Raw genomic sequence first — 13,569 nt, forward strand, 5'->3', positions numbered from 1 at the left:
CCGCCCCCCACGGGCAATTAACCCAAATGACGCTTCGCCTCCTGCCTCACCCGATGCAGAACCCGATGTTTAATATCGCTGTACTGCGGGTGTTCCGCCAGCGTTTCAATGTCCCGTTCACGCCCAAATGGCAGCACGATCTCTTCGACGATCCTGCCCGGTTTTGCCGACATGATAAGAATGCGATCGGCCAGGAACAGCGCCTCTTCCACGTCGTGCGTCACAAAGAGCAACGTAGTGCCGGTAGAGAGCCAGGCTTCGCGCAGCAGCTCCTGCATCATCAAACGCGTCTGCGCGTCCAGCGCGCCAAAAGGCTCATCCAGCAGCAGCACTTCCGGGCCCGGTAGCCAGGCTCGCGCCAGGGCGACGCGCTGCTTCATGCCTCCGGAAAGCTGCCAGGGCGCGTGATGCTCAAAGCCTTTTAAGCCTACCCGTTCAAGCCACGTTTGCGCCTCGGCGTTGGTTTCCTCTTTGAGGTGTTTACCCAGTCGTGGACCAAAGGTGACGTTCTCCAGCACCGATAGCCACGGAAACAGATTCGGCTGCTGGAAAATCATCCCGCGATCGGGGCCGGGCTGGCGCACCGTTTTCCCGCCGGCCGCCACGCGCCCGCGATCCGGTTTATTAAATCCCGCGACCAGGTTGAGAATGGTCGATTTTCCGCAGCCAGATGGCCCCAGCAGCACCACAAACTCCCCCTGATTGAGGGAAAGATTAATATCTTCCAGCACCGTAAACGGCTGCGGCTTTGCCGCAAAGGTCAGTGAAACGTTTTCCAGCGTAATCGCGCTCATTATTCTTTCCCCGCCCAGGGTACAAAGAGACGCTGCAGCCCGAGAAGCAGCAGATCCAGGAGATAACCAATGCCGCCCAGCAGCAGAATACCCAGCATCACAATATCGGTTCGCAGATAGGCGCTGGCGTTGATCACCATCCAGCCCAGACCGGAGCTGGCGGCCACCATTTCAGCCGCGATAAGCGATGTCCAGCCGATACCAATAGAGAGCCTGACGGTGGTAAAGAGGTCCGGTAACGCGTCCGGCATCACCACGCGCAGGAAAATTTGCTGACGAGATGCGCCCAGCGTTTGGGCCACGCGAATGCGCGCACGCCCGATTCTCTCTACCGCGGCCGCAGCGCCCACGACGACGCTCAAAAACGTGGCGATAAAAATCAGGAAAAATTTCGACGACTCACCGATCCCCAGCCAGACGACCGCCAGCGGGATAAGGGCTATCTTCGGCAGCGGGCGCAGGAACTGAACGAACGGATTCAGTACGGCCGAGAGCCCTTCTGACAGCCCCATCAGCAGCCCGAGCGGAATACCAATAATAATAGCTGCCGCAAAAGCGCTCAGCGCGCGCGCTAAACTCACGGCGACATGCTCCCACAGCGGCACCTGGCGGTAGCCATCCGCCAGTAGCTCTTCCGTGGTCAACCCAATATCAGTGAGCGAAGGCAACAGCAGTGGGTCAACCCACTGCCGCATGGCCGCCACCTGCCAAAGGGTAAAAAAGACCGCCACCGATAGCACGCTGATGGCGATGTGCTGACTTAATCTCATTGCGCCGCCACCGCTGCATCGCGAATGTAGCGGGAGTTAATGGCGCTATCCCAGTTTGCCGGAATATCGCGCTGGCGCAGTTCACCAATACCCGCGAGGAAGTGTGATGTTTTGGTCAACGCTTTACCGATGCCGCTGTTGGTGGTTTGAGTACCATTACCCAGCCAGTCGGCGGTGCCCTGCTGCACCAGCGTCGGGTATTCCAGGCCGCCCAGCGTGTTCGCTGCGGTGGTTACCGGTGCCCCCACCTCTTTTGCCACAATAGCCGCCGCGCGCTCCGGATCTTTTTTGAATTCATCAACCTTCTGCTGATGCACTCGCAGGAACGCGCTTACCGCCTGCGGATACTGTTCGGCAAAGGCTTTGCGCACGACGTAGTTGTTGTAAATCAGATAGCCATCTTTCTGCAGGTCTTTGGTGGCAAACACCTGATGGCCGCCGGACGTTTCCAGCTCCTGAGCAAACGGCGCCCAGACGTAGCCCGCATCAATATCACCGCGTTTCCATGCCGCGACCATTTCCGCCGGGCGCAGCGGCAGTAGCGTAATTTTGCTGCGGTCTAATTTGTTCACGCTGATAGCGGCTTCCAGCGCATATTGCGCCGTGGAATTTGGCGGATAAGCCACGCGTTTACCTTCAATATCCTTGATACTCATGATGCCTTCTTTACCAATCAGCCGTTCATAGCTGGCAATCACGCCGGACACGCCAATAATCTCCACCGGCAATTTACGTACGATACCGGCGGTTGCCGGGCTCGAACCAAAATTAGCAATATCAATAGCATTACTGGCGAAATAATTTAATGCATCGGCGCCTGAGGCAAATTGCACCCATTTCACTTTGCTGTTTAACGCTTTATCTAAAGAGCCGTCGGCTTTTGCCAGCATTAATACCTGGGAACCACCGCTATAGGCAACGCGGACTTCCGCCGGATTATCCGCAAAGCTGAAATTGGCCCATAGCCCACCCGCAGCGATTAATAAGCTGAGTGCTTTTTTCATTTTATTTATCCTTTTAAGAATTTATTAACCCGATGCCGGGTCGGAAAGTCAGTTACGAAAATCTTATTGATAGGCCTGCCATAAAGACGAACATCGCTCCGCCAGCGCTTGCGACGGGTCGTAGGTCAAATGAAGAAACGGTGCGCGCACAGCCTCCAGCGCTACCGGCACTTCGGTACACGCCAGCACCAGCTTCTGCGCGCCGCGCGCAAACAGCGCGCTTGCCTGATGCCCCAGCAGCTTGCCACCTTCGCGCAGCGCACCGCGCTTGACGGCGTAGCAGCCGGGGACAAACCATTCCCGCAACTCATCCGCCGTCGGTAGCAGCGATTCAATATCATGAGCGGCCAGCTTTTGCTGATACCAGCCTGCGTTAAGCGTCCCTTCCGTAGCGATAATCCCTACCCGCTGCGGGCGAGTCACCTGCTTAGCCAGTGCATCCAGCGTCGCATCCACGATATGCACAATGGGCGCATCGCTGGCCTCCGCAAGCGCGTCATACCAGTGGTGAGCGGTATTGCAGGGAATAGCAATATGGCTCGCCCCCGCCTCGTTGAGTTTTTTAATCCCGTAAATCAGCTGCGGTAAAGGCGATGGCCCCATTCCCGCCAGCGCCTTCTGCCGGTCGGCAATTTGTGGCACGTTCCACACCACCGACGGCAGCTGCTGTTGATCGCTCTGTGCCGGAGTCGCCTCCAGCAAGCGGCGCTGAAAATCGAGCGTCGCAAGCGGCCCCATACCACCGAGTATGCCCAGCAGAAACGTCTCAGACATGTTCCAGCACCTGGCGATAGCCAAACAGCCCCGCCGAACCACCGGTGTGAATAAACACGACGTTTTCATCCTTGCGGAAATGTCCCTGACGAATAAGGTCAATCAGCCCCGCCATGCCTTTTGCGGAATAAACCGGGTCAAGAAGAATGCCTTCGTGGCGCGCCAGTAGCGTCAACGCCTCCAGCGTACCGGCCGTCGGCAGGCCGTAGCCATCACCGACATAGCCGCTGTTCGCCACGACCGCATCTCGCGGCAGCTCGCCGGAGACGCCCAGCAGCGCCAGCGTTTTTGATGCCAGGTTCCAGACGTTATCTTCCTGCTTAACCTTCGGCGCCCGGACGCTAATGCCCAGCACGGGAACCCGGCTGTTGGTTGCGGTAAAGCCCGCGACCAGACCCGCCTGTGTGCCGGTGCTGCCGGTCGCATGTACAACGTGGTCAATACGCAGACGGTGTTGCGAAGACTGATACAGCAGCTCTTCGGCGCAGGCAACGTAACCTAACGCACCAATCGGGTTAGAGCCGCCGCCAGGAATCACATAGGGACGATGCCCCTGTTCACGAAGCGTATCGGCATAGGTTTCCATCGCCTGCTGCATGTCGGTGCCGCCGGGCAGATGGGCAACAATTTCGCCACCGAGCAGCGTATCGAGCAGGACATTGCCATTATGCTGATAATCATCGCCAAAATCAGAAACGCGCTTTTCCAGCAGCGCTTTGGCTTTCAGCCCCAGACGCGCCGCGCCGGCTATCGTCTGACGCACGTGGTTTGACTGCGTCGCCCCCTGGGTGATGATCACATCGGCATTTTTCTCTAGCGCATCAGCCAGTAAAAACTCCAGCTTACGGGTTTTATTTCCTCCACTCGCCAGCCCCGTTGCGTCATCACGTTTGATCCATATTTGGGGGCCGCCCAGCAGCTTGCTTAAATTATTTAATGGCTCCAGCGGCGTCGGGAAATGACCAAGAGAAACTCTCGGAAAGCGGGCCAAATGCATATATGCTCCTTGCTCAATAAGAGGGCAATCTGAATCGTGGGATTCACTATACACATCTGCGGAATATGGCTAATCAAATAGAACAAATAAGGATTTCCCAAAAATAACTAAGCAGGGAACAAGGGGATAAAACGAGAATATCTATGCGGTTACGGAATGTCTTACGTCAAAAAAGAATAACCCCTTCCAGTTGGAAGGGGTTATTCGCAGTGTATTACTTGTCGGCGTTTTTCTTCGCGGCCCGCTTCGCTTTGGTTGCGGCGGCGATTTTCTGCGTTTTAGCGGAAGGCTTTTTGGCCTTCTTCGCACCGCCTTTCTCACCGCCCTTCTCGCCAGAAGCCGGTTTGGCCTTCGCCTTACCTTTCTTCTCGCCGCGGAAGGCGCTGTCTGGCTCGAAGTTTACGCGCTTGCCAACCTGACGACGTTTGCCGCCGCCCGGTTTGCCGTTCGCTTCTTTCTTCGATTTTTCGCGCTCGGTTTTACCGACGTTGCGCGGGCCGCGCTCGCTGGAGATCAGCGAGAAGTCGATCTTACGCTCGTCCATATTCACCGCTTCCACGCGGACTTCTACGCGGTCGCCCAGGCGATAAGTCTGGCCACCGGATTCGCCAATCAGACGCTGGCCAACCTGGTCAAAGCGGTAGTAGTCGTTATCCAGCGAGGAAACGTGCACCAGGCCGTCAATAAACAGTTCGTCCAGACGCACGAAGAAGCCAAAACCGGTCACGCTGGCAATCACGCCTTTAAAGACGTTACCCACCTGATCCTGCATAAAGTCGCATTTCAGCCAGTCGGAAACGTCACGCGTCGCTTCATCGGCGCGGCGTTCGGTCATTGAACAGTGCTGGCCCAGCTGCAGCATCTCTTCCATGGAATAATGGTAGCCGCCGGTTTCCGTGCTGTTACCCTTGTGCCCCTGCTCTTTCGCCAGCAGATACTTGATGGCGCGGTGCAGCGACAGGTCAGGATAGCGGCGAATCGGCGAGGTGAAGTGCGCATAGGACTGCAGCGCCAGACCAAAGTGACCGCGGTTTTCCGGATCGTAGATAGCCTGCTTCATCGAACGCAGCAGCATGGTTTGCAGCATTTCCGCGTCCGGCCTATCGGCAACGGATTCCAGCAGCTCGGCGTAATCGCGCGGCTCCGGCTTATTGCCGCCCGGCAGTTCCAGCCCCAGTTCAGACAGAACGGAACGGAAAGCGGTGATCGCTTCGGTGGTTGGCTTATCGTGAATACGGAACAGCGCCGGCTCTTTGGCTTTCTCAACGAAACGGGCCGCCGAGATATTGGCCAGAATCATGCACTCTTCAATCAGCTTGTGCGCATCGTTACGCTGGGTCTGTTCAATACGTTCAATCCGGCGATCGGCGTTGAAGATAAATTTCGCTTCTTCGCTTTCAAACGAGATCCCGCCGCGCTCGGCGCGCGCCTGATCCAGGACTTTGTAAAGGTTGTGCAGCTCTTCGATAGGTTTGACCAGCGGTGCGTACTGTTCACGCAGCTCCTGGTCGCCCTGTAGCATGTGCCAGACTTTGGTGTAGGTCAGACGCGCATGCGAGCTCATAACCGCTTCATAGAATTTAAAGCCGGTTAAACGCCCTTTGGTTGAGACGGTCATTTCACAGACCATACACAGACGATCAACCTGCGGGTTCAGCGAGCACAGGCCGTTAGAGAGCACTTCCGGCAGCATCGGGACTACCTGCGTTGGGAAGTATACCGACGTCCCGCGGCTACGGGCTTCGTTATCCAGCGGCGTCGGCGGACGAACGTAGTAGCTGACGTCGGCAATGGCCACCCACAGGCGCCAGCCGCCGCCGCGTTTTTTCTCGCAGTAGACCGCATCATCAAAGTCGCGGGCGTCTTCGCCGTCGATGGTGACCAGCGGTAAATCACGCAGGTCAACGCGGCCGATTTTCGCCTCTTCCGGCACCTGCTCTTTCAATCCGGCAACCTGTGCTTCTACCGCTGGCGGCCAGACATGAGGAATTTCATGGGTGCGCAGCGCCATTTCAACGGCCACGCCGGTGCCCATGTTATCGCCGAGAACTTCGACGATTTTACCGATCGCTTTGGTGCGGCGGGTTGGGCGCTGGGTCAGTTCAACCACCACCACAAAGCCCATGCGCGCGCCCATCAGCGATTCAGGCGGGATGAGGATATCAAAACTCAGACGGCTGTCGTCCGGGACCACAAAGCCCACGCCCGCGTCCATAAAGTAGCGGCCGACAATTTGCGCGTTACGCGGCACCAGCACGCGCACGATGCGCGCTTCACGGCGACCTTTACGGTCTGCGCCCAGCGGCTGCGCCAGCACTTCATCGCCGTGCATGCACATTTTCATCTGCTCGCTCGACAGGTACAGATCGTCCTTACGCCCTTCAACGCGCAGGAAGCCGTAACCATCTCGGTGCCCGATAACCATGCCTTTCAGCAGGTCCAGACGCTCCGGCAGCGCGTAGCACTGGCGGCGAGTGAAGACCAGTTGCCCGTCGCGCTCCATCGCGCGCAGGCGGCGGCGAAGCGCTTCGATTTGCTCTTCGCCTTCAATGTTCAGCTCGACGGCCAGTTCTTCACGATTAGCCGGCTTTTCGCGTTTTGTTAAGTGTTCGAGGATAAATTCCCGGCTAGGGATAGGATTAGCGTATTTTTCTGCTTCGCGTTCCTGGAAAGGATCTTGTGACATCTCGGTTCCTCCGTTGTCATCTCTGGTGGAGATATTCGTCATTCCACCAGCAATAATTTGTATAGTGGTTGATTGTGTTCAACCAAATCGGCCAGTGTGTAGTTATCCAGCTCCTTGAGAAAACTTTGCACGGCTTGAGAAAGCGCCTGTTTCAAACGACAGGCCGGCGTAATATGGCAAAATTCGCTGCTGCAGTTCACCAGCGATAGCGGTTCGAGTTCGCGCACCACGTCCCCCACACGAATATCCTTCGCGGGTTTCCCCAGCCGGATACCGCCATTTTTCCCGCGCACGGCCGTTACGTACCCGGCACGGCTCAGCTGGTTGATAATTTTAACCATATGGTTACGCGACACGCCGTAGACCTCGGTCACCTCCGAGATGCTGGTCATATTGCCTTCCGGCAGTGACGCCATGTAAATCAGCGCGCGGAGTCCATAATCGGTAAAACTTGTTAACTGCACATCAACCTCAAGGAAAAGGGGAAAACAGGGTGAGCCTGTTGATATTAATTATATTGATGATAAACCAGCCAGCCTGTGAGCCGCTAATTTATTTCTTTCGAGAAGGGAAAAAGCGAGGGTTTAACGCACGATAAAGCCGGATAGCGACGCTTTGCGTCTTATCCGGCCTACAAAGCGAGTAGGCCGGATAAGCGCAGCGCCACAGGGCGCTGCACCTTGAACCAGAATTACGCGTCGAACGGGTCGCGCAGAATCATGGTTTCAGTACGATCCGGGCCGGTTGAAATAATATCAATCGGTACGCCGGTCAGTTCTTCAATACGCTTGATGTAGTTCAGCGCCGCCTGCGGCAGGCCGCTACGCTCTTTCACGCCAAAGGTGGTTTCAGACCAGCCCGGCATGGTTTCATAGATTGGTTCAATACCTTCCCAATCATCCGCCGCCAGCGGGGTCGTCGTCACTTCACGGCCGTCCGGCATGCGGTAAGCCACGCAAATTTTCACTTCTTTCAGGCCGTCCAGAACGTCCAGCTTGGTCAGGCAGAAACCAGACAGGGAGTTGATCTGTACAGCGCGACGCACGGCAACGGAGTCCAGCCAGCCGGTACGACGACGACGGCCGGTAGTCGCGCCATATTCGTTACCCTGCTTGCAGAGGAACTCGCCGGTGTCATCAAACAATTCGGTCGGGAACGGACCGGCGCCCACGCGAGTGGAGTAAGCTTTGATGATACCCAGCACGTAGTCAACATAGCGCGGGCCAAGGCCAGAACCGGTTGCTACGCCACCTGCGGTGGTGTTGGAAGAGGTCACGTACGGATAGGTACCGTGGTCGATATCCAGCAGCGTACCCTGCGCGCCTTCGAACATCACGAAGTCACCGCGTTTACGCGCCTGATCCAGCAGGTCGGAAACGTCAACCACCATGCCGGTCAGGATGTCGGTAACGGCCATCACATCGTCCAGCACCTTCTGGTAGTCAACCGCGTCGACTTTATAGAAGTTCACCAGCTGGAAGTTGTGATACTCCATCACTTCTTTCAGTTTTTCAGCGAAAGTCGCTTTATCGAAGAGATCGCCCACACGCAGACCGCGACGAGCCACTTTATCTTCATAAGCTGGGCCGATACCACGACCGGTAGTACCGATAGCCTTAGAACCACGTGCTTTTTCGCGAGCGTTATCCAGCGCGACGTGATAGTCGAGGATTAACGGGCATGCTTCGGAAAGCAGCAGACGTTCGCGAACCGGGATACCACGGTCTTCCAGGCCTTTCATCTCTTTCATCAGCGCAGCCGGAGACAGCACAACACCGTTACCGATGATGCTGGTAACATTCTCACGGAGAATACCTGATGGAATAAGATGGAGGACGGTTTTTTCACCGTTGATTACGAGAGTATGGCCCGCGTTGTGGCCACCCTGATAGCGAACAACATATTTTGCACGCTCAGTCAGAAGATCGACGATCTTCCCTTTACCTTCGTCACCCCATTGGGTGCCCAGTACGACGACGTTGTTTCCCATTTTTCAAAATCACCGATTGCTTAAAAATGGATTCTACCATCGCTTTTTCAGATATACAGCACTTTTTAACCACAAAATGGCGCTTTAACGCTGTCTTTTTAATCAGCCAATCGTTTTCGTCAACATGTAGTAGATGACAACGCCAGCAACCACAAGACCGCCACCAAATCGACGCAACATCGTATCCGGTAATTGGGTCATCGTAGAAATCATCTTGCGCCAGGCCTTCGGATAAAGCATCGGCCCCAGACCCTCAAGCACTAACACCAGCGCAAGCGCCAGCCAGATCGTCGAATTCATTTTTCATCCTTATAAAAGAAAACCACCGGCTCCCAAAGGAGGCGGTGGTTTTTATCAGGCTACCGCGCGCTTAGCGAGCGGTGGTCCCCGGGTTTTTCATGTAGCGGAAGAAATCGCTATCCGGGCTCAGGACCATCACGTCCTGGTTGCTATCGAAGCTGGCTTCATAAGCGCGCAGGCTACGAATAAAGGCATAGAAGTCCGGATCCTGGCTAAACGCATCGGCGAACAGCTTGGCTGCTTCGGCATCGCCTTCACCACGCAGGATACGACCCTGACGCTCCGCTTCTGCCAGCGTCTTCGTCACTTCATAGTCGGCGGTCGCACGCAGTTTTTCTGCCTCTTCCTGACCCTGAGAACGGTGACGACGGGCAACGGCTTCACGCTCAGCGCGCATACGGTTGTAAATCGCTTCCGAGACTTCGGTCGGCAGGTTGATCTGCTTGATACGCACATCGACCACTTCAATCCCTAACGCCGCCATACTGTTCGGGTTAATGGTTGGCCCTTTGATGTTTGCCTGCTGCTCTACGCGCTCTGCGGCTTCCGCAATCGCGCTATCGGCTGCCGGCGTAGCCACTTCATCTTCCGCGCCGGAAGAACCGGAGTTCAGGGCATCGCGAACTTCCAGGGTCAGACGACCGCGGGAGTCGGTCACGATGTCTTTCACGTCCAGACGACCAATCTCAGAACGCAGACGGTCAGAGAACTTACGTTTCAGCAGCACTTCGGCCTGGGAGACGTCGCCGCCGCCGGTCGCCAGGAAGTAACGGCTGAAGTCGCTGATGCGCCACTTGATGTAAGAGTCGACGATCAGGTCTTTCTTCTCTTTCGTGACGAAACGATCGGCCTGGTTATCCATGGTCTGGATACGGGCATCAAGCATTTTCACCGACTGAATGAACGGCACCTTGAAGTGCAGGCCCGGCTCATAAATCAACGGTTTCTTATCGCTGTCGCGCACCACGCTGCTGAACTGGAACTTAATTCCGCGCTCGCCTTCTTTAACCACAAAGATAGAGGTATACAGCACTACCAGCACGATGATGATAATCGCAATAACTGACTTACGCATCGTTATTCCCCCTGACGCTGGTAGTCGTTACGCTGCGCGTTAGCGCGGCGTTGGTCCATGATATTGCCCTGACTGGCAGACGAGGTGTTGCTCGCGCTACTGCTGGAAGAGGACGCAGGCGGCAGGCGCAACAGGTTATTGGCACCACTGCTATCGCTCTTTGCTGCCGGCGCATTGCCGCTTTTCAGCATCTGATCCAACGGCAGTACCATCAGGTTGCCATTCTTGTTGTCGCTAACCAGCACTTTGCGGGTATGGCTCAGCACTTTTTCCATGGTCTCGATATACAGACGCTCGCGGGTAATCTGCGGTGCGGCCTTATATTCCGGCAGGATCTTGGCAAAGCGCGCCACTTCACCCTGTGCTTCCAGAACGGTCTGAGTCTTATACGCACGCGCTTCTTCCAGAATACGCTGCGCCTGACCGTTAGCACGCGGCTGAACTTCGTTGGTGTACGCTTCCGCTTCACGGATGTACTGCTGCTCGTTCTCACGTGCGGCAATCGCATCATCGAAGGAAGACTTCACCTCTTCCGGCGGACGAGCGGCCTGGAAGTTGACGTCCAGCAGGGTGATGCCCATGTTGTACGGACGGATGGTCTCTTCCAGCTCGCGCTGGGTATCGCTACGAATAACGGTACGACCTTCGGTCAGAATACGGTCCATGGTGTATTTACCGATGACGCCACGCAGGGCGCTGTCGGTGGCCTGGCGCAGACTGTCGTCGGCGCTGGTCACGCTAAACAGGTAGCGCTGCGGATCGGTCACACGGTACTGCACGTTCATTTCAACGCGCACGACGTTTTCGTCGGAAGTCAGCATCACGCCAGACGCGGCCAGTTCGCGTACGGCTTCTACGTTCACCGGCGTCACTTCGTCGATGAAGGTTGGTTTCCAGTTCAGGCCCGGCTCAACCAGGTGGCTGAACTTACCAAAGCGCGTCACAACGCCACGCTCGGCTTCTTTAATGGTATAGAACCCGCTGGCCGCCCAAATGACGACCACGGCAGCCGCTGCAATACCGACAATGCGCCCGCCCATCGGGCTACGCGGCCCTTGAGACGAACCGCTGCCGGAACCGCCTTTACCGCCCCCAAAACCACCGAGCTTTTTGCTCAGCTTACGGAAGATATCATCCAAATCCGGCGGCCCCTGATCGCGACCGCCTTTATTTCCATTCCCCCCGGAGTTGCCGCCTTGATTATTGCTGCTTCCCCACGGGTCGCGGTCTTGTCCGTTATTACCGGGCTGATTCCACGCCATGTTTATGCTCCATATTTGTTATGCGGTGATATACCTTTTCCCAGTCCAGATCATTTGGCTGATAACCGCGACGCCGTCCTGGTTGTCGCGGTCGCGCGGAGGCGACCTGAACCGCTGGGTGCCCAAAGGGCTAATGTTTTCAGGCAAGCTGCACGGTCAGACGACGTAGTCTGCCAGTGTCGGTTCTTGTTTACAGAGGCGACGCCAGTCGACAATCGGCATACGAACCTGCAAATTGACGCAGCCGTCTTCCTCCATCCACTCTTTTTCGATTGCCTGAAGCTGATAAAAGCGGCTACGCAAACGCCCTTCCTGCGGAGGTAAACGCAGCGTGTGCTGCGCCACTTCGCCGGACAGTCGTTCGGTCAACGCCTGAAAAAGGAGTGGTATCCCTACCCCGGTTTGCGCGGACAGCCACACCCGGATAGGTTTGTTCTCTTCATCACGATCGATACGCGGCTCAAAATCATCCAGCATATCGATTTTATTCATCACCAGCAGGGTTGGAATCTCGTGCGCGTCGATCTCTTCGAGAACGGTATTCACTGCATCGATATTTTCCTGCACGCGCACATCCGCTGCGTCAATCACGTGCAGCAGCAGCGTGGCTTCACGGGTTTCCTGCAATGTGGCTTTAAACGCCGCAACCAGGTCGTGCGGCAGGTGACGAATAAAGCCTACGGTATCGGCCAGCACCGTTTCCCCGACATCCGCTACGTCAATACGTCGTAGCGTTGGGTCGAGGGTCGCAAACAGCTGGTCAGCGGCGTAGACCTCCGCCTGCGTAATATGGTTAAACAGCGTCGATTTCCCGGCGTTGGTGTAGCCCACCAGCGATACCGTTGGCACATCGGCCTTCACGCGGGCGCGGCGCCCCTGCTCGCGCTGTTTCTCCACGCGCTCAATGCGCGAGAGGATTTGCATAATACGGTTACGCAGTAAACGACGGTCAGTTTCGAGCTGGGTTTCACCCGGGCCGCGCAAACCGATACCGCCTTTTTGTCGTTCAAGGTGCGTCCAACCGCGCACCAGGCGCGTCGCCAGATGGCGAAGCTGCGCCAGCTCAACCTGCAGCTTACCCTCATGGGTACGCGCACGTTGGGCGAAAATGTCTAAGATCAGACCGGTACGATCGATAACCCGGCATTGACACAGGGCTTCAAGGTTACGCTCCTGGGCTGGGCTTAGTGCATGATCAAACAGCACAACGGAAGCACCTGTCGCTTTAACGGCTTCCGCAATTTCGACAGCCTTACCTTCACCAACAAAATATTTTGGGTGCGGCGCTTTACGGCTACCGGTAATCACCTGCATTGCGTCGACACCAGCGGAAGAGACCAGAGATTCAAACTCCTGGAGGTCTTCCATATCTTTGTCTTGCGTAAAATAGATGTGTACCAGCACCGCCTGCTCACCGGCGTCATAACGGTCAAACAAGCGTTATATCTCCTGAAATACCAGCGGGGAACCCGGATACTCCGGCTCCCCGACATGGATAGACAGCCACCAAACTTATTCGGTTTCTTCGCTGTCTTGCTGTGCAGAACCCTGCGCGTTGCTACCGTGATGGTAGTTGCTACCGGTGCCGCCGCCAGCATTGTTGCTGTGATGGGAAACCGGACGGGACGGAACAACGGTAGAAATTGCGTGCTTATAGACCATCTGACTGACCGTGTTTTTCAACAGGATCACGAACTGATCGAAAGACTCAATTTGCCCTTGCAGCTTAATACCATTCACCAAATAAATAGAAACTGGAACACGTTCCCGACGCAGTGCGTTCAGGAACGGATCTTGTAAAGATTGCCCCTTAGCCATTCTCTCTTTTCCTTATATGCTTATTTGTACTTATACACGTCATCCCTCAAGCCACTTCTGCGTTATCTGCTTTGATTCAGCTCGAACGATGTTGCGTAT

The 13,569-nt window shown here is 55.9% G+C and carries 13 protein-coding genes; all 13 read right to left on the bottom strand.

Annotated features, from left to right (window positions below; all coding sequences use genetic code 11):
- Positions 1-17 precede the first annotated feature (17 nt).
- Complete coding sequence (locus tag H7R76_RS21225; RefSeq protein ID WP_106927469.1) at positions 18-794, bottom strand: ABC transporter ATP-binding protein; 777 nt, start codon at positions 792-794, stop codon at positions 18-20.
- Positions 794-1,564 (bottom strand): ABC transporter permease, encoded by a 771-nt coding sequence (locus H7R76_RS21230; protein WP_182929597.1) that lies wholly within the window; start codon positions 1,562-1,564, stop codon positions 794-796. The genes H7R76_RS21225 and H7R76_RS21230 overlap by 1 nt, the downstream gene beginning before the upstream one ends.
- Positions 1,561-2,568 carry a taurine ABC transporter substrate-binding protein gene (locus tag H7R76_RS21235; protein ID WP_182966406.1) on the bottom strand — a complete coding sequence of 336 codons (1,008 nt, stop codon included), beginning with the start codon at positions 2,566-2,568 and terminating at the stop codon, positions 1,561-1,563. The genes H7R76_RS21230 and H7R76_RS21235 overlap by 4 nt, the downstream gene beginning before the upstream one ends.
- A 63-nt stretch (positions 2,569-2,631) precedes the next feature.
- Positions 2,632-3,342: a cysteate racemase gene (gene cuyB / locus H7R76_RS21240; RefSeq protein WP_106927463.1), complete on the bottom strand. Its 711-nt coding sequence runs from the start codon at positions 3,340-3,342 to the stop codon at positions 2,632-2,634.
- A complete protein-coding gene (gene cuyA / locus H7R76_RS21245; protein WP_182929599.1) occupies positions 3,335-4,339 on the bottom strand; it encodes a D-cysteate sulfo-lyase in 1,005 nt (334 codons plus the stop codon). Before cuyA ends, cuyB begins: the two co-directional genes overlap by 8 nt.
- Positions 4,340-4,553: 214 nt before the next feature.
- On the bottom strand, positions 4,554-7,025 hold the full coding sequence (gene rnr, locus H7R76_RS21250) for a ribonuclease R (protein ID WP_182929600.1): 2,472 nt from the start codon (positions 7,023-7,025) through the stop codon (positions 4,554-4,556).
- Between the two features lie 38 nt (positions 7,026-7,063).
- Positions 7,064-7,489 (bottom strand): nitric oxide-sensing transcriptional repressor NsrR, encoded by a 426-nt coding sequence (nsrR, locus tag H7R76_RS21255; protein ID WP_064546863.1) that lies wholly within the window; start codon positions 7,487-7,489, stop codon positions 7,064-7,066.
- Between the two features lie 227 nt (positions 7,490-7,716).
- Positions 7,717-9,015, bottom strand: coding sequence for an adenylosuccinate synthase (purA, locus tag H7R76_RS21260; RefSeq protein WP_182966408.1), 1,299 nt, complete (start codon positions 9,013-9,015; stop codon positions 7,717-7,719).
- A gap of 102 nt (positions 9,016-9,117) precedes the next feature.
- Positions 9,118-9,315: a DUF2065 domain-containing protein gene (locus tag H7R76_RS21265; RefSeq protein WP_064546860.1), complete on the bottom strand. Its 198-nt coding sequence runs from the start codon at positions 9,313-9,315 to the stop codon at positions 9,118-9,120.
- Positions 9,316-9,385: 70 nt separating this feature from the next.
- Complete coding sequence (gene hflC / locus H7R76_RS21270) at positions 9,386-10,390, bottom strand: protease modulator HflC (protein WP_106927455.1); 1,005 nt, start codon at positions 10,388-10,390, stop codon at positions 9,386-9,388.
- Between the two features lie 2 nt (positions 10,391-10,392).
- Positions 10,393-11,652: an FtsH protease activity modulator HflK gene (gene hflK, locus H7R76_RS21275; RefSeq protein ID WP_182929601.1), complete on the bottom strand. Its 1,260-nt coding sequence runs from the start codon at positions 11,650-11,652 to the stop codon at positions 10,393-10,395.
- Between the two features lie 156 nt (positions 11,653-11,808).
- A complete protein-coding gene (hflX, locus tag H7R76_RS21280) occupies positions 11,809-13,089 on the bottom strand; it encodes a ribosome rescue GTPase HflX (protein ID WP_106927451.1) in 1,281 nt (426 codons plus the stop codon).
- Between the two features lie 75 nt (positions 13,090-13,164).
- The gene (gene hfq, locus H7R76_RS21285; protein WP_052284691.1) at positions 13,165-13,470 is read right to left on the bottom strand and encodes an RNA chaperone Hfq; all 306 of its coding nucleotides are present in this window, start codon (positions 13,468-13,470) and stop codon (positions 13,165-13,167) included.
- Positions 13,471-13,569: the final 99 nt, after the last annotated feature.

This window comes from Klebsiella sp. WP8-S18-ESBL-06 (assembly GCF_014169755.1).
GTDB lineage: Bacteria > Pseudomonadota > Gammaproteobacteria > Enterobacterales > Enterobacteriaceae > Kluyvera > Kluyvera ascorbata_B.